12 protein-coding genes, 3 rRNA genes and 1 riboswitch are annotated in these 17,342 nt (G+C 48.6%); of the genes, 13 read left to right on the forward strand and 2 right to left on the reverse strand.

The window, feature by feature from the left end; genetic code table 11:
- The first annotated feature begins 133 nt into the window (after positions 1-133).
- From ACM1ND_RS04170 to ACM1ND_RS04195, 6 genes are all read left to right on the forward strand, one after another.
- Positions 134-1,689, forward strand: a 16S ribosomal RNA gene (locus ACM1ND_RS04170).
- Positions 1,690-2,042: 353 nt separating this feature from the next.
- Positions 2,043-4,968, forward strand: a 23S ribosomal RNA gene (locus ACM1ND_RS04175).
- A 145-nt stretch (positions 4,969-5,113) separates the two neighbouring features.
- Positions 5,114-5,230 (forward strand): 5S ribosomal RNA (gene rrf, locus ACM1ND_RS04180).
- The 16S, 23S and 5S rRNA genes sit together here, the layout of an rRNA operon.
- A 214-nt stretch (positions 5,231-5,444) precedes the next feature.
- Positions 5,445-6,437 (forward strand): ketoacyl-ACP synthase III, encoded by a 993-nt coding sequence (locus tag ACM1ND_RS04185; protein ID WP_418027091.1) that lies wholly within the window; start codon positions 5,445-5,447, stop codon positions 6,435-6,437.
- Positions 6,438-6,566: 129 nt separating this feature from the next.
- A complete protein-coding gene (locus ACM1ND_RS04190; protein WP_068938534.1) occupies positions 6,567-8,702 on the forward strand; it encodes a DNA topoisomerase III in 2,136 nt (711 codons plus the stop codon).
- A 98-nt stretch (positions 8,703-8,800) separates the two neighbouring features.
- Positions 8,801-8,938: a hypothetical protein gene (locus ACM1ND_RS04195; RefSeq protein ID WP_023987042.1), complete on the forward strand. Its 138-nt coding sequence runs from the start codon at positions 8,801-8,803 to the stop codon at positions 8,936-8,938.
- 184 nt (positions 8,939-9,122) lie between these two features.
- On the opposite strand, the gene ACM1ND_RS04200 is transcribed toward ACM1ND_RS04195, so the two are convergent.
- Both ACM1ND_RS04200 and ACM1ND_RS04205 read right to left on the reverse strand, forming a co-directional pair.
- Positions 9,123-10,283 (reverse strand): type II asparaginase, encoded by a 1,161-nt coding sequence (locus ACM1ND_RS04200; RefSeq protein ID WP_034094978.1) that lies wholly within the window; start codon positions 10,281-10,283, stop codon positions 9,123-9,125.
- A 347-nt stretch (positions 10,284-10,630) separates the two neighbouring features.
- Positions 10,631-10,759: a DUF4023 family protein gene (locus tag ACM1ND_RS04205; RefSeq protein ID WP_023987044.1), complete on the reverse strand. Its 129-nt coding sequence runs from the start codon at positions 10,757-10,759 to the stop codon at positions 10,631-10,633.
- A 191-nt stretch (positions 10,760-10,950) separates the two neighbouring features.
- Here ACM1ND_RS04205 and ACM1ND_RS04210 point away from each other — a divergent pair, with 191 nt between their 5' ends.
- From ACM1ND_RS04210 to purS, 7 genes are all read left to right on the forward strand, one after another.
- Positions 10,951-11,214, forward strand: a complete 264-nt coding sequence (locus tag ACM1ND_RS04210; RefSeq protein WP_023987045.1) for a DUF1294 domain-containing protein — start codon at positions 10,951-10,953, stop codon at positions 11,212-11,214.
- 147 nt (positions 11,215-11,361) lie between these two features.
- Positions 11,362-11,796, forward strand: coding sequence for a universal stress protein (locus ACM1ND_RS04215; protein WP_023987046.1), 435 nt, complete (start codon positions 11,362-11,364; stop codon positions 11,794-11,796).
- A 350-nt stretch (positions 11,797-12,146) separates the two neighbouring features.
- A riboswitch (purine riboswitch) is annotated at positions 12,147-12,248 on the forward strand.
- A gap of 148 nt (positions 12,249-12,396) precedes the next feature.
- Positions 12,397-12,882, forward strand: coding sequence for a 5-(carboxyamino)imidazole ribonucleotide mutase (gene purE, locus ACM1ND_RS04220; RefSeq protein WP_023987047.1), 486 nt, complete (start codon positions 12,397-12,399; stop codon positions 12,880-12,882).
- Positions 12,879-14,054 (forward strand): 5-(carboxyamino)imidazole ribonucleotide synthase, encoded by a 1,176-nt coding sequence (gene purK, locus ACM1ND_RS04225; RefSeq protein ID WP_418027092.1) that lies wholly within the window; start codon positions 12,879-12,881, stop codon positions 14,052-14,054. Before purE ends, purK begins: the two co-directional genes overlap by 4 nt.
- Before the next feature lie 2 nt (positions 14,055-14,056).
- Positions 14,057-15,355 (forward strand): adenylosuccinate lyase, encoded by a 1,299-nt coding sequence (gene purB, locus ACM1ND_RS04230; RefSeq protein ID WP_013308794.1) that lies wholly within the window; start codon positions 14,057-14,059, stop codon positions 15,353-15,355.
- 798 nt (positions 15,356-16,153) lie between these two features.
- Positions 16,154-17,035 (forward strand): phosphoribosylaminoimidazolesuccinocarboxamide synthase, encoded by an 882-nt coding sequence (locus ACM1ND_RS04235; RefSeq protein ID WP_025719826.1) that lies wholly within the window; start codon positions 16,154-16,156, stop codon positions 17,033-17,035.
- Between the two features lie 58 nt (positions 17,036-17,093).
- Positions 17,094-17,339 carry a phosphoribosylformylglycinamidine synthase subunit PurS gene (gene purS / locus ACM1ND_RS04240; protein ID WP_013308797.1) on the forward strand — a complete coding sequence of 82 codons (246 nt, stop codon included), beginning with the start codon at positions 17,094-17,096 and terminating at the stop codon, positions 17,337-17,339.
- The last annotated feature ends 3 nt before the right edge of the window (positions 17,340-17,342 follow it).

Raw genomic sequence — 17,342 nt, forward strand, 5'->3', positions numbered from 1 at the left:
ATGTTTGATCTTTGAAAACTGAACAACGAGTGAGTAAAACGATTTTGTTCGCAAAATCAAACTAGAGATATTTTATCTCGTCAGTTTCAAAATGAGCTTATCGCTCTTTCTATAAACCAACTTCGGTTGGTCTTTAATGGAGAGTTTGATCCTGGCTCAGGACGAACGCTGGCGGCGTGCCTAATACATGCAAGTCGAGCGGGGTTGTTTAGAAGCTTGCTTCTAAACAACCTAGCGGCGGACGGGTGAGTAACACGTAGGCAACCTGCCCACAAGACAGGGATAACTACCGGAAACGGTAGCTAATACCCGATACATCCTTTTCCTGCATGGGAGAAGGAGGAAAGACGGAGCAATCTGTCACTTGTGGATGGGCCTGCGGCGCATTAGCTAGTTGGTGGGGTAAAGGCCTACCAAGGCGACGATGCGTAGCCGACCTGAGAGGGTGATCGGCCACACTGGGACTGAGACACGGCCCAGACTCCTACGGGAGGCAGCAGTAGGGAATCTTCCGCAATGGGCGAAAGCCTGACGGAGCAACGCCGCGTGAGTGATGAAGGTTTTCGGATCGTAAAGCTCTGTTGCCAGGGAAGAACGTCTTGTAGAGTAACTGCTACAAGAGTGACGGTACCTGAGAAGAAAGCCCCGGCTAACTACGTGCCAGCAGCCGCGGTAATACGTAGGGGGCAAGCGTTGTCCGGAATTATTGGGCGTAAAGCGCGCGCAGGCGGCTCTTTAAGTCTGGTGTTTAATCCCGAGGCTCAACTTCGGGTCGCACTGGAAACTGGGGAGCTTGAGTGCAGAAGAGGAGAGTGGAATTCCACGTGTAGCGGTGAAATGCGTAGATATGTGGAGGAACACCAGTGGCGAAGGCGACTCTCTGGGCTGTAACTGACGCTGAGGCGCGAAAGCGTGGGGAGCAAACAGGATTAGATACCCTGGTAGTCCACGCCGTAAACGATGAATGCTAGGTGTTAGGGGTTTCGATACCCTTGGTGCCGAAGTTAACACATTAAGCATTCCGCCTGGGGAGTACGGTCGCAAGACTGAAACTCAAAGGAATTGACGGGGACCCGCACAAGCAGTGGAGTATGTGGTTTAATTCGAAGCAACGCGAAGAACCTTACCAGGTCTTGACATCCCTCTGACCGGTCTAGAGATAGGCCTTTCCTTCGGGACAGAGGAGACAGGTGGTGCATGGTTGTCGTCAGCTCGTGTCGTGAGATGTTGGGTTAAGTCCCGCAACGAGCGCAACCCTTATGCTTAGTTGCCAGCAGGTCAAGCTGGGCACTCTAAGCAGACTGCCGGTGACAAACCGGAGGAAGGTGGGGATGACGTCAAATCATCATGCCCCTTATGACCTGGGCTACACACGTACTACAATGGCCGGTACAACGGGAAGCGAAATCGCGAGGTGGAGCCAATCCTAGAAAAGCCGGTCTCAGTTCGGATTGTAGGCTGCAACTCGCCTACATGAAGTCGGAATTGCTAGTAATCGCGGATCAGCATGCCGCGGTGAATACGTTCCCGGGTCTTGTACACACCGCCCGTCACACCACGAGAGTTTACAACACCCGAAGTCGGTGGGGTAACCCGCAAGGGAGCCAGCCGCCGAAGGTGGGGTAGATGATTGGGGTGAAGTCGTAACAAGGTAGCCGTATCGGAAGGTGCGGCTGGATCACCTCCTTTCTATGGAGAATCGTTTCCTGCAATGGAAACATTCAAATATGAAGCGTAAGCTTCAAAACTCAGGTTTAGGCCTGTTACTCACTCGTTGCTCAGTTTTGAGAGCTCAAACTCTCAAACTTCGACGAATGTTTCATTCACACATTCGTGTGGAAGCGAGATATTCATCGGTTTTCGCTTCGATGAAGCGAATTGCACCTTGAAAACTGGATACCGAAACGAAATTGCGTTTTAGAATATTCCTTTAAGCTGATCTTGTGTAAACAAGTGAAATAAAGGTAGCAGCCTTGAATTTTATTCACACATTTGTGTTGAACCGAAATTCAAAGCAAATCGTATTTACCATGTAAATACTAGGTTAAGCTACAAAGAGCACACGGAGGATGCCTAGGCGCCAGGAGCCGACGAAGGACGTGGCGAACAACGATAAAGCCTCGGGGAGCTGTAAGCAAGCTTTGATCCGGGGATGTCCGAATGGGGAAACCCGGCTGTCTTCATCGACAGTCACTTTCTGCTGAATACATAGGCAGAATAGAGGCAGACCAGGGGAACTGAAACATCTAAGTACCCTGAGGAAGAGAAAACAATAGTGATTCCGTCAGTAGCGGCGAGCGAACGCGGATTAGCCCAAACCAAGGAGCTTGCTCCTTGGGGTTGTGGGACGTCTCACATGGAGTTACAAAGGAACCGGTTAGATGAAGAGGTCTGGAAAGGCCCGCCAGAGAAGGTAAAAGCCCTGTAGTTCAAAACTTGTTCTCTCCGAGACGGATCCCGAGTAGTGCGGGGCACGTGAAACCCCGTATGAATCCGGCAGGACCATCTGCCAAGGCTAAATACTCCCTGGCGACCGATAGTGAAGCAGTACCGTGAGGGAAAGGTGAAAAGCACCCCGGAAGGGGAGTGAAATAGATCCTGAAACCGTGTGCTTACAAGAAGTCAGAGCCCGATCTATGGGTGATGGCGTGCCTTTTGTAGAATGAACCGGCGAGTTACGTTCCCGTGCAAGGTTAAGGTGAAGAGCTGAAGCCGCAGCGAAAGCGAGTCTGAATAGGGCGAATGAGTACGTGGACGTAGACCCGAAACCGGGTGATCTACCCCTGTCCAGGGTGAAGGTGCGGTAACACGCACTGGAGGCCCGAACCCACGCATGTTGAAAAATGCGGGGATGAGGTGGGGGTAGCGGAGAAATTCCAATCGAACCCGGAGATAGCTGGTTCTCCCCGAAATAGCTTTAGGGCTAGCCTCGGAAAAAAGAATCGTGGAGGTAGAGCACTGATTGGGTGCGGGGCCCGCAAGGGTTACCAAGCTCAGTCAAACTCCGAATGCCATAGATTTAGTTCCGGGAGTCAGACAGTGAGTGCTAAGATCCATTGTCGAAAGGGAAACAGCCCAGACCATCAGCTAAGGTCCCCAAGTGTGTGTTAAGTGGGAAAGGATGTGGAGTTGCACAGACAACCAGGATGTTGGCTTAGAAGCAGCCACCATTGAAAGAGTGCGTAATAGCTCACTGGTCGAGTGACTCTGCGCCGAAAATGTAACGGGGCTAAACACACCACCGAAGCTATGGCTTGATGCTTGCATCAGGGGTAGGGGAGCGTTGAATGCGGGTTGAAGGTGTACCGTAAGGAGCGCTGGACTGCATTCAAGTGAGAATGCCGGTATGAGTAACGAAAAGATCTGTGAGAATCAGATCCGCCGAAAGCCTAAGGGTTCCTGAGGAAGGTTCGTCCGCTCAGGGTAAGTCGGGACCTAAGGCGAGGCCGATAGGCGTAGTCGAAGGACAACAGGTCGAAATTCCTGTACCACCGTAATCCGTTATGAGCAATGGGGTGACGCAGTAGGGTAGTGACGCGGACTGATGGATGTCCGTCTAAGCAGTGAGGCTGGTGTGTAGGCAAATCCGCACATCGTTAAGGCTGGGCTGTGATGGGGAGCGAAAATTATAGTAGCGAAGGTCATGATCTCAGACTGCCAAGAAAAGCCTCTAGCCAGGAGAAGGTGCCCGTACCGCAAACCGACACAGGTAGGCGAGAAGAGAATTCTAAGGCGCGCGGAAGAACTCTCGTTAAGGAACTCGGCAAAATGACCCCGTAACTTCGGGAGAAGGGGTGCCTCGGTAGGGTGAATAGCCCGAGGGGGCCGCAGTGAAAAGGCCCAAGCGACTGTTTAGCAAAAACACAGGTCTGTGCGAAGCCGCAAGGCGAAGTATACGGGCTGACGCCTGCCCGGTGCTGGAAGGTTAAGGGGAGTGGTAAGCCTTCGGGCGAAGCTATGAACCGAAGCCCCAGTAAACGGCGGCCGTAACTATAACGGTCCTAAGGTAGCGAAATTCCTTGTCAGGTAAATTCTGACCCGCACGAATGGCGTAACGACTTGGGCGCTGTCTCAACGAGAGATCCGGTGAAATTTTAATACCTGTGAAGATGCAGGTTACCCGCGACAAGACGGAAAGACCCCATGGAGCTTTACTGCAGCTTGATATTGAATTTGGGTACGATCTGTACAGGATAGGTGGGAGCCGTTGAACCTTGAGCGCCAGCTTGAGAGGAGGCATCCTTGGGATACCACCCTGATCGTATCTAGGTTCTAACTTGGTACCGTGATCCGGTGCGAGGACAGTGTCAGGTGGGCAGTTTGACTGGGGCGGTCGCCTCCTAAAGAGTAACGGAGGCGCCCCAAGGTTCCCTCAGAATGGTTGGAAATCATTCGAAGAGTGCAAAGGCAGAAGGGAGCTTGACTGCGAGACCTACAAGTCGAGCAGGGACGAAAGTCGGGCTTAGTGATCCGGTGGTACCGCATGGAAGGGCCATCGCTCAACGGATAAAAGCTACCCTGGGGATAACAGGCTTATCTCCCCCAAGAGTCCACATCGACGGGGAGGTTTGGCACCTCGATGTCGGCTCATCGCATCCTGGGGCTGAAGTAGGTCCCAAGGGTTGGGCTGTTCGCCCATTAAAGCGGTACGCGAGCTGGGTTCAGAACGTCGTGAGACAGTTCGGTCCCTATCTGTCGTGGGCGTAGGAAATTTGAGAGGAGCTGTCCTTAGTACGAGAGGACCGGGATGGACGTACCGCTGGTGTACCAGTTGTTCCGCCAGGAGCACCGCTGGGTAGCTATGTACGGAAGGGATAAGCGCTGAAAGCATCTAAGCGTGAAGCCCCCCTCAAGATGAGATTTCCCAGTATGTAAGACCCCTTGAAGACGACGAGGTAGATAGGTTGGGGGTGGAAGTGCAGTAATGCATGGAGCTGACCAATACTAATCGGTCGAGGGCTTATCCTAAAAATAAAACGCAATGAGTTTCGGATCCAGTTTTCAGGGTGTAAGTTTTGTATTGTATAAGCTCAAGTGGCTTATATGAAACAAGCGAACACACAGCATTTGGCGATGCTGATTCCTGAAAAAGAATTTACGATGTAAATTCATGTTTGGTGGCGATAGCGGAGGGGTTCCACACGTACCCATCCCGAACACGACCGTTAAGCCCTCCAGCGCCGATGGTACTTGGACCGCAGGGTCCTGGGAGAGTAGGACGTCGCCAAGCAACAAACAAAAGAGACCATGATCTTCAGAAGATCATGGTCTCTTTTTTGCGTTAAAAGGCAGAGGGATTTTATTTAAAGTGAGTTTGTTATAAGTTCAACTGGATAAGTGGATATTAACTAGTAAATAAGAAGACGTTTTTAAAATAATTTAGTACCAGGTATTAGTATCTGGTGTTATAATGTGAATAAGGATTACAAAGGAGAGTGATCAGATTGTTGAATTCAAAAGCTAAGCTTACGGCCTTTGGCACTTATGTGCCTGAACGCATTTTGACAAACGCCGATTTGGAGAAGCTTGTGGACACTAGTGACGAGTGGATTGTACAAAGAACGGGTATGCGTGAAAGACGAATTGCGGCTGAAGATCAATATGTATCTGATTTATGTATACAAGCTATTACACGTATGATTAACCTGTATGACGTAAATATAAACGATGTTGAGATGATCATTGTAGCGACTAGTACACCTGATTACTACTTTCCAAGCACGGCTTCACGTATTCAGGCTCATTTTGATATTCCGAACACGGGGTCAATGGATATTAGTGCAGCATGTGCAGGTTTTTCCTATGGACTTCATTTGGCAAATGGCCTTATTACGAGTGGTCTGCATCGTAAGGTGCTAGTAGTGGGAGCCGAAACGTTGTCCAAAATTACAGATTATACGGATCGGACGACGTGTATACTTTTTGGAGACGGTGCAGGAGTTGCACTTGTTGAATATGACGAGGATGAAGGATCATTTTTAACTTCTGATATAGGTACTTATGGGCATGGGGGAGCACATCTTTACCGTGTGGGATTATCTGATCATTTGGATGGAGAGAAGCTGCAAGACCATGGATTTATTGCTCAAAATGGACGCGAGGTTTATAAATGGGCTGTTCGCTTTGTTCCAACGGGAATCGAACGATTATTGGATAAGGCAAATATGAAGAGGGAGGATCTTGACTGGTTTGTCCCTCATAGCGCTAATTTGAGAATGATCGAGTCCATATGTGAAAGAAGTACAGTACCTTTGGAAAAAACGCTGACCAGCGTAGAGTTGTATGGTAATACATCGGCGGCATCCATCCCGTTGGCTTTGCAGTGTGGTTTGGATGATGGACGTTTACGGTATGGACAACATGTGTTGTTATATGGATTTGGGGGAGGCCTCACCTATGCGGGTCTGCTATTAAAATGGAGTGTGCCTGATTTGTAAGTTATCCTAACCGATGTAGAAGCAATAGCAATAGTATGTACGATCATGTTAATAAGAGCCGTTGGCATTAGAATTTATCGTAAGATGGCAGGATGGTATAATTAACACTATGAGAGAAAGGAGCGTAACATGAAGGTATTGGTATTGGCAGAAAAACCGTCCGTGGCCAGAGAGATTGCACGTGTGATGGGTAGCCGCGAGAAGCATAAAAGCTATATAGAAGGACCCCAGTACGTGGTGACGTGGGCACTGGGACATTTGGTCGGCTTAGCAGAGCCGGAGGATTACGATTCTAAGTATGCGACCTGGAATTTGGAGGACCTGCCTATTCTTCCGAAGAGTTCAAAGTTAAAGGTGCTGCGCGAAAGTAACCATCAGTTCAAAGCTGTGCAGCAGCTCATGAAGCGGCAGGACATTGGAGAGCTTATCGTGGCAACAGATGCTGCTCGTGAAGGAGAATTGTTGGCACGCTGGATCATCCAAATGGCAAACTGGAAAAAGCCCTTCCGGCGCTTATGGATCTCCTCGCAGACGGACAAGGCGATTAAGGCAGGTTTTGCAAAGCTATTGCCTGGTCAGCAGTTTGATCGTTTATATGAATCGGCTCGCTGTAGAGCTGAAGCAGACTGGATGATTGGTCTCAATGTAACTCGCGCGTTGACTTGTCGTTATAACGCCCAACTTTCGGCTGGAAGAGTGCAGACGCCAACGCTGGGGATGATTATGGAGCGTGAGAAAGAAATTACCGAATTCCGTTCTCAGGAATATGATACTTTGACGGCGGATTTCGGCGATTTTCAGGCAACTTGGCGGGCAGAGAGCGGGGATTCACGCATGTTTGACCGCACTCAAGCAGAGGCTTTGCGCCGCAGGCTTGAGGGGGCCAAAGGCACAGTTGCGAGTGTTAAAAAGAGCGAAAAGAACGAGCCTCACCCGCTAGCGTATGATTTAACGGAGCTGCAAAGAGATGCTAATCAGCGCTATGGCTTTTCGGCTAAACAAACGTCTAATCTGCTTCAGCGTCTGTATGAACAGCATAAGCTGGTGACCTATCCACGTACGGACAGCCGTTATCTGACATCCGATATGGTGGACACACTTAAGGAAAGGCTCAGTAGTGTAGCAGTAGGTCCATATGCTTCCTTGGCACGTCCGCTATTGCGTAACAACCTACCAATCACAAAGCGAATTGTGGATGACAGTAAAGTCACGGATCATCATGCGATTATTCCTACTGAGCAGACATTATTGCTTAATCAGTTGAGCCCAGAGGAACGTAAACTGTATGATCTGATTGCACGACGTTTTATCAGTCTATTCTATCCACCTGCACGTTATGATGCTGTAGCCGTATCAGTAACGGTGGAGCAGGAGACGTTTCAGGTAAAAGGCACAACGGTAAAAGATAGCGGATGGCGTGCTGTATATGACGCGAACCATTATGATATGGATGATGAAGAAGCAGAGGATCGGGAAAACAATGGACAAGGCGTTATTTTACCTGAGCTGCAAAAAGGAGATTCAGTCCGGTTACAACGTTGTCTTGTACGAGCTGGGCGAACGATGCCGCCGAAGCGGTATACAGAAGCAGCCCTGCTCGCTCAGATGGAAAAGCATGGACTGGGTACTCCTGCTACCCGTGCCGATCTGATTGAGAAGCTTGTCAGCTCGGATACGATTGAGCGTCAGGGGAACGTGATGCATCCCACAGGGAAAGGTAAGCAACTGATTGAACTGGCGGCTCCACAGCTTAGAACGCCCGAACTGACGGCACGTTGGGAAGCGGAGCTGGAACGGATTGCTCGTGGTCAAGGACAACCGGAACCGTTTTTGAATTCTATTCGTGCTATGGCGAAAGAGTTGGTTTCCACTGTAAAAAATAGCAGTGCGGAGTACAAGCCCCACAACGTGACGAATAGTCATTGTCCTGATTGTGGTACAAAGCTGTTGGAGAAGAAGGGGAAGAAAGGAAAGTTCCTTGTATGTCCAAGTGCGGATTGCGGTTACCGTCGTTCAGGGGAAAAACGTTTGTCCAATCGACGTTGTCCGCAGTGTCATAAGAAAATGGAAATGAAAGAGGGCAAGGCAGGGCTATATGTAAGATGCCTGCCCTGCGGCATTACTGAGACGTTGGATAATGACAAGCAGCGGGTAAACAAACGGGAACAGCAAAAGCTAGTAAGACAATTTGAAAAGCAGGAATCTTTTGGCTCCAGTTTGGGTGATTTGCTAAAAGCAGCGATGGAACAAAAGCAGGGCAAATAACGGATGACCAAAAGTGCTGTAGTCAACATAATCAGCAGGTATACGTCGGTATAAAAACGATCACTCCTTGGCATGGTAATCCGAGGAGGTGAGTATTTATGCCCAAGCATAAGTCGCTTAAAATCAATAATCAGCAAAATAAATCAAGTATTCTGGAGGAAGAAATCGCTCCTCATCCAGAGAAGCAAGCGAAATATCCTCCAAGCTTGAATGGGATTCCCAAACAGCAGTCTTGATGCTACATGGGAGGAACAACGAATTACTGTTTAAGACCAAGACGATTGGATATCAGATGAAATAGTTACTAATGCTAGAATTGTCTCGCAAAAAAAAGAAGCAGCAGTTACGGTGGTCAACCGTAATCGCTGCTTCTTTTTCATAATAAAGATGATCTATTTATTTGATTTGGGATGACTGCTTTTAGTATTCATTAAAAAAGGATTGAATTTGGTTAACATCGTGAGTTTGGGTCAAAGCAAGCATGAGCAAAATCCGTGCTTTTTGCGGATTAAGCGAATCGGTTGACACAAAGTTCGATGCCGCGTCTTTTGTTGACGGGGACACAACTCCACTTCCCACGCGGCTGGAGCGGGCAATGATCACTCCTTTTTTACCTGCGGCCTCTGCGCCCTCTGAGGAGGTCTTGGACAAGGAACCATTACCGGAACCAGCTACGACAATACCCTTGGCACCAGCTGCTACGGCTGCATCATACAGATAACGACCATTGTTTTGATACTCGTATAAAATATCTACTTGCGGTAGTTGAGTCAGGTTAGAGATGTCGAATACAGAAGAAGTCGTATGCTTGTGCGTGGATTTGTTGTAGTAGTACACTTGATCACCCACAACAGCTCCAAGGTATCCCTGCTCTACAGACTTGAACGTATCGACTGCTGTTGTATTTGTTTTAGTAATATATCTTGCTGCGCCGATACGGTCGTTCAGCAGGACGAGTACACCCTGACCTTTAGAGGCCGAAGCCCCGGCGACTTTCACTGCATTATACAGGTTGAAGGGACCATCGGCACTGATGGCAGTAGCTGGACGCATAGAGCCAACGACAACTACTGGCTTATCGCTTTTGATAACAAGATTGAGGAAATAAGCGGTTTCTTCTAATGTATCTGTGCCATGTGTAATGACAATGCCGTCTACATCGTCTCTGGCAAGCAGTTCATTGGTACGTTTGGCAAGTTTTAAGAGGATTTCATTATTAACGTCGGGGCTACCTACATTAACAACTTGCTCACCACTGACATTTGCAATACTTTTCATCTCAGGAACGGCATTGATCAGAGTTTCCACACCTAACGCTCCTGCTTTGTAGCCGGTCGTATCAGTATTGACGGAAGATGATCCTGCAATGGTTCCTCCCGTGGCAAGTATTTTAATATTGGGTAAATGATTGGTTTGAGGATTTTCGGATTTGTCCGACGTTGTAGTGGCAGAAGTAGGTGCAGTTGTGCTGGTTGTAGCTGCTGCCGCAGCGTTGGCGGTAAATCCACTACTCCACAAGGTACTACCGAGAATAAAGCTAGCCAACAGGGGAATCATCGTCATTTTTTTCATGTTAGTCATATAAAGCTCCTCTCCAATCTTAAACCTCAAATATTAATGATAGATTAACTGACAAAAATTTTGTCGAATTACGTTAATATCACGAATTATAGGGTGTAAAATTGTTTTTAGTCAACACTTATGTTAGGAAATATGACTTTAGAACTTGTTTATTATAAATGTAATCGATTTCAAAAAAAATATTTGCAAAAACAACAAGCAGATATCTCATAAGGAGTCTGCTTGCTGTTATTGTGGAAGCTAAACAACGGAGTTTACCTTGTACTCAATTCTCAGGAAAAGCTGCAAGGTTAAGTTGATACTATACGTTAATAACGTGGCTATACAGCTTAATACAGATTCCTTGATCAAGGATTGTTGGTATGCTGTTTTGTCGGCAAGCTGGCGCTGGGAGTTCCTTTTCCTCGTTTGCGGTTGCGTTCTGCCTTTTTTGCATTTTCTCGCAGCTTTTCAACGTATTCATGGGTGCTTTCCATCGTAGTCCCTCCTTTAAGACGAAATAGATGCACTCGGGGATCGCCCTTATGCCACCTTACTATTTCCGCAAAAGCACTATCCAAGTCAGGGGAGGCGTTGTTTCTGTAAAAGGGGTGGGGTTATAATGAGGGGGGAGCGCTATATAAGGCCTAATCCTGAACTTGGTAGGTGTGCAAAAGGAGGAGAGACATTGCAGACAGGCTTGTTGGTATGGCTGCTGTTTATCAATGCAGTAGGCTATCTGGTAATGTCGGAAGATAAAAAGAGAGCACGTAAACATCGCGATCGTGTACCTGAACGGACGTTGTTTTTCCTGGCCCTGATCGGGGGAGCATTAGGCGTTCTAATTGCCATGTACCGTAAACGCCATAAAACACGGCATATGAGCTTCAGATTAGGTATTCCTGCGTTGCTATTCATAAACGCATTGCTGTATGGGTATTTTTTGCGGTAAAGGGGAGGAGTTTAGGTTCTCATAGGGAAGTTTAATGATGAGTGAGAAGACTACTCCAGCCATCCAGTGATGACATGGCATGAACAACAACAGGAATACATATTTATGCTTTGAATCAACAAACTGAATGAGGAAGAGGTGCGTATTATGCTATTTTCAAAAATATTGCTTGCTTATGACGGTTCGGATGCATCCAACAAGGCTTTGTTGAAGGCGACTGAATTGGTCAAGGCATCACCGTCCTCGCAGCTTGAGGTGGTAACAGCATTTGATTTTCCACGGATTTTTATGGGCGAAGGTTTGGCTCCAATTCCAGCTTCGGTGAATAAAGAATATTACGATTTGGCCGAACAAACTACGGATGAAGTTAAAAAGCGGCTTGCTGAGCAAGGCGTAGATGCCAAGGTGGAGCTCATTCAAGGTTCGCCAGCCGAAGTCATTTTGGATTATGCCAATGAGAATGACTTCGATGTGATTGTGATCGGTAGCCGCGGTTTGGGTGGTATCCGTGAATTCGTATTGGGTAGCGTAAGCCACAATGTGGTACAGCATGCGCGTATTCCTGTGCTGGTCGTAAAATAACTGAATAAAAAAGTAAAAGTCGGTTTACTGCCTGTATAGGGAGTGCCGACTTTTATTTTTGTCAGTGAAATGCGGTGCACTCGCTGTTATCAGGATAGGTGAGAGATAGCTAAATGTAATACAATAGTCCTGACCTATGGGTATATAAGGGTGTTGATTTTGTTAAACACGAACATTCTATTGTATGGTTATTATAATGTTCGTTTTCAAGTTGACATAAGGTGTAGGGAATTGTTAAACTAGGAAGTGTATTGTCGATAAAAAATGAACTTTAGGTACAATTTAATAAGGTACACATGTTTGAGCCGAAACTGACCACGATCATACTTGTAAAGAATATCGTTGGGTATGGAATAGGCACAATGCTAACTCGTATAATGCCGGGGATATGGCCCGGAAGTTTCTACCTGGAAACCTTAAATTTCCGGACTACGGGAGACATACGGCTGAAGCCGCATTGGATGCGGTGGAAGAGGCTTGCTTTTGGCATGCCTTTAAGAGGCTCTGTCGTTTGTTTTTTCGTAGTCCGGTGTCTTGAAAATAACGTTATTTTCGAGTGCCGGATTTTTGGCGCTTATTGATAAACAGGGAGTGAAGGACATGTCAGTGCAGGTCGCTGTCATTATGGGCAGCACATCAGACTGGGACACCATGCAGCATGCATGTGCTGTGCTGGACGAGCTTGAAATCGGATATGAGAAAAAAGTAGTTTCAGCCCATCGTACACCGGATTTAATGTTTCGTTTTGCAGAAGAGGCCGCCGGGCGTGGACTAAAGGTCATTATTGCTGGAGCGGGTGGGGCTGCGCATCTGCCAGGGATGGTGGCTGCGAAGACATCCTTGCCGGTCATTGGTGTGCCTGTTCAGTCGAAGGCTCTGAACGGTCTGGACTCCCTGCTCTCCATTGTGCAGATGCCGGGTGGTATTCCGGTTGCCACTGTGGCAATCGGTAAGGCAGGTGCTACGAATGCAGGGCTGCTGGCAGCACAAATATTAGGCGCTTTTGACGAAAAGATAAGCCAGCGGGTTTTGGCGAGACGCGACCGTATCCGTGATGAGGTGCTGGAAGGCAGTGACTCGCTATGAATGGGGCATGTGAACCCACAGGCCGTATCCGACCTCCTGGTACAACGATTGGACTTTTGGGAGGCGGGCAATTAGGAAGGATGCTTGTACTGGCGGGAACCAATCTAGGATATCGCTTTGTGACACTGGACCCTACACCGGATAGCCCATGTGGACAGGTGTCAGAACAAATCCGCGCTGCCTATGATGATGAGCATGCAGCCAGAGAGCTGGCTGAGCGGTGCGATGTGATCACGTATGAGTTTGAAAATGTGGACGCGGGTGTGGCTGCACTTTTGGAACAGGAATCCAGCGTTCCGCAAGGCAGCAGTCTTTTGTACACAACCCAGCATCGTCTGAGAGAAAAGCGTTCTATTGAAGCTGCTGGTGTCCCTGTCGCTCCGTATCGTGAAATCAGCAGTCCTGCGGATATGGTTCAAGCGGTAGCTGAACTGGGTGTACCGTGTGTGCTCAAGACAGCAGTCGGTGGTTATGATGGCAAGGGACAAGTGGTCATTCGCCAACCGGAGGAAGCCACGGCTGCCTACGAACAACTGGCAGGAGGCGGTGCGGAACTGGTATTGGAACAGTTCATCCGTTTTCGCTGCGAAATCTCGGTGATTGTAGCTCGCAGCACGAACGGTGAAGCCAAAGCCTTTCCACCTGCCGAAAACATTCACGTGAACAATATTTTGCACACGTCAATTGTGCCTGCGCGTGTGCCAGAACCTGTCCAGGAGGAAGCGCGAAAGTTAGCGCTGGCTGTGGCAGATTCGCTGGGTGCGGTGGGACTGCTCGCTGTGGAGATGTTTGTCACCGAAGATGGACAATTGTACGTTAATGAGTTGGCACCACGACCGCATAACTCCGGCCATTACACGATGGAGGGATGCGCGACGTCGCAATTCGAGCAGCACATACGTGCGATTTGCGGTTTACCCTTGGGCAGCACGAAGCTGCTGACTTCCGTCGTGATGGTCAATGTGTTAGGTGAGCATTTGGAGGACGTGGTTCGGCGGTTTGCGCAATCGGATGTTGAAGCTGAAAAATTGGATGTTGTACCCAAGCTGCATTTGTATGGAAAAAGTGAAGCCAAGCCAGGCCGAAAGATGGGACATATTAATCTATTGTGCCAGGATGCGGAACAAGCGCTGGAATGGATTGAACAAACCAATATTTGGGGGAATAAATAGTCATGATCGAACGCTATAGCAGACCGGAAATGAGAGCGATTTGGACGGAAGAAAATAAATTTAAAGCGTGGCTGGAAGTAGAGTTGTGTGCCTGTGAAGCTTGGGCGGAATTAGGAGTTATTCCCAAAGAGGATACTGTGGCTCTGCGTAAGAATGCAAGTTTTGATATTGAACGGATCTATGAAATTGAGCAGGAGACAAGACATGATGTCATTGCTTTTACCCGCACGGTGTCCGAAAGTCTTGGAGACGAGCGCAAATGGGTACATTATGGTTTGACTTCCACAGACGTAGTTGATACGGCACTGGGCTACCTGTTAAAGCAGGCGAATGAAATCCTGGAACGTGATATCTTGAATTTTATTGAAATTTTGAAGGAAAAGGCATTGGCTTACAAGCATACACCGATGATGGGACGTACACACGGAGTACATGCTGAGCCAACAACGTTTGGACTGAAGATGGGATTGTGGTACGAGGAAATGAAGCGCAATCTGGAACGCTTTCGTTTTGCGGCTGACCAAGTACAATACGGTAAAATGTCCGGTGCAGTGGGAACATATGCCAACATTGACCCGGCTGTAGAAGAATTTGTATGCCGCAAGCTGGGTACCAAGCCTGCACCGATTTCTACACAGACGCTACAGCGCGACCGTCATGCCGAATACATGGCAACATTGGCGTTGATCGCCACATCGTTGGACAAATTTGCTACAGAAGTCCGTGCTCTGCAAAAGAGTGAGTTCCGTGAGGTGGAAGAAGCCTTTGCCAAGGGTCAAAAAGGATCTTCCGCGATGCCGCATAAACGCAATCCGATCGGAAGTGAAAACATCTCCGGTCTGGCACGCGTGATTCGTGGGCATATGGTATCGGCGTATGAGAACGTAACCCTGTGGCATGAACGCGACATTTCGCATTCTTCCGTAGAACGCATCATTCTGCCGGATGCAACGATGCTGTTGAACTACATGCTGAACCGTTTTGGTAATATCGTAAAAAATCTGACGGTCTTCCCTGAAAATATGAAGCGCAATATGGCCCGTACGTACGGCGTACCGTTCTCCGGTCGTATTATGACCAAGCTGATCGACAAAGGCTTTAGTCGTGAAAAAGCTTACGATACTGTGCAGCCGCGTGCTATGCAGGCGTGGGAAGAGCAACGCCAATTCCGCGAAATCGTCGAGGCGACCCCGGAAATTACTGCCGTGCTCAGCGCAGACGAAATCGAGGACGCGTTCAACCCAGCCTGGCATCTGAAGAACGTGGATACGATCTTCAAAAAGCTGGGATTAGGGGAATAGGAGGGAATGTTGGTGCGTGGTGAGGCCGCTGCGCGAACGGATCATTCTTCCGATTGCTGTTGCCCCTGGATTCCTGTGATTGTATAAGACCAGATATTGGTTGGAATCCAGAGGCAAAGGCAAGCGCTACGCTTCTCCAGAACGATTCCGTCCGCTCCGCTGCTTCCAGCACCAACCTTCATGAGGGAGCAGAACTAGGGGTGGTGCGGCACATAAGATGCCGCACCACCCCGAAGAACGATAGAAAAGCGTGTTCCACTGCTTTTCTATCGCAGGCAACGTTCTCGTGAGGGCTGCCGAATTTGCGTAGCAAACAGCCCGCGGTCCTCACGAGCACGCGCAGGCTCAAGAAGCGAAGCCTTGAGCCACCGTATCCGTGCGCATGCGTAGCATATGCGCACAACAGGCGAAGCCCAATGCTCGCTGCACGGCATGCCGAGCTACGGCCACGGGCAGAATGGTTTGGCGGTATGTAGACGCTGAACCACGATCGAGCTGTAAGCGGCATAAAACTTGTCGCTTAGAGTCGGAAGCGTTAATACATTGTTAATACGTAAAAACGTCGATCTGTACTAACGTAAAAGCGTTGCTGGATGAGGGCTTGTGCCAACAAGCCTTCATCCAGCGGAACGCGCTCACTCCACCGTAGCTCCAGTAACCCGTCATCCCCTGCTCACTAGCCAACCCTTGCGGGAGTCCCGAGGGCAGCAGCCCTGGGGGTCCTCCCTGAGGGGAGGATTTAGGAGGGGCAAGGTTGATTTAGGAGGGGTAATACTCTTTTGAAAGAGGTGTAATGAAATGTCATTGTCTACTGCCGAAGGTCTGATCCATGCGCCGCTCTTGTACAAAGGCAAGGTGCGTGAACTGTATGATCTCGGAGAGCATTTTCTGATTGTCGTGACGGACCGAATTTCGGCTTTTGATTATGTGTTAGAGCCGCCCGTGCCCGAAAAGGGGAACGTGCTGAATAAGCTCAGCGCTTTCTGGTTTGAGCAGACGAAAGACTTGTTGGAAAACCATGTCGTGCACACCGATGTGAACAAGCTCGGGCATGTGATCGACGAACAGAATAAAGAGTTGCTGAAGGACCGTATCATGGTCACGCTGAAGGCTGAACGCATCGACATTGAGTGTGTGGTGCGCGGATATATTACCGGAGGCGGCTGGCGTCAGTATGAGCAGAACGGTGAGGTGAACGGCATTCCATTGCCAGAGGGACTGCGTAAAAATGAGCGCTTTCCCAAGCCTTTATTTACACCGGCTGCAAAAAATGATGTTGGACACGACGAGGACATTTCTCTCCATCAGATGAAAGAGCTGGTCGGGGTTGAATTGACAGGCGAGCTTGAAGAAAAAAGCCTGGCGTTGTACGAATTTGCACGTGCTTTCTGTGAGAAGCGGGGGATTATTTTAGCCGATTGCAAGTTTGAGTTTGGTCTTGTTAACGGTAAGGTGATTTTGATTGACGAAATTTTCACTCCAGATTCATCCCGTTTTTGGGCGCAGGAAAAGTATGAGCTGGATGTTGAGATTGACAGCATGGACAAGGAGCCGGTACGAAGCTATTTGGCATCATCCGGTTGGGACAAGAATAGCAAGCCCGATCCGTTGCCTGCTGAGGTCGTAGAAGAAACAACTGCAAGATATACGGATATTTGGCGGCGTCTGACGGCACAGTAAATAGTAATCATAATTCAACCAAAAGGATTCACTCATTCGGAGGAGGAACTGAAGGAACATGATGAAAGCAACAGTCTATGTCACGATTAAGCAAAGCGTTTTGGACCCGCAGGGGGTTGCGGTGCAAGGCGCACTGCATTCTATGGGTTTCGGAGAAGTGGACAGCGTCAGAATTGGTAAGTATATGGAATTGAATCTGGATACAACAGACCGCGAGAGTGCTGAAAAGCGCATCATTGAGATGTGCGAAAAGCTGTTGGCCAACACGGTCATTGAAGACTACCGCTACGAACTGGAGGGCTGATTC

Source organism: Paenibacillus sp. JJ1722, assembly GCF_048282685.1.
Taxonomy (GTDB): Bacteria; Bacillota; Bacilli; order Paenibacillales; family Paenibacillaceae; genus Paenibacillus; species Paenibacillus polymyxa_B.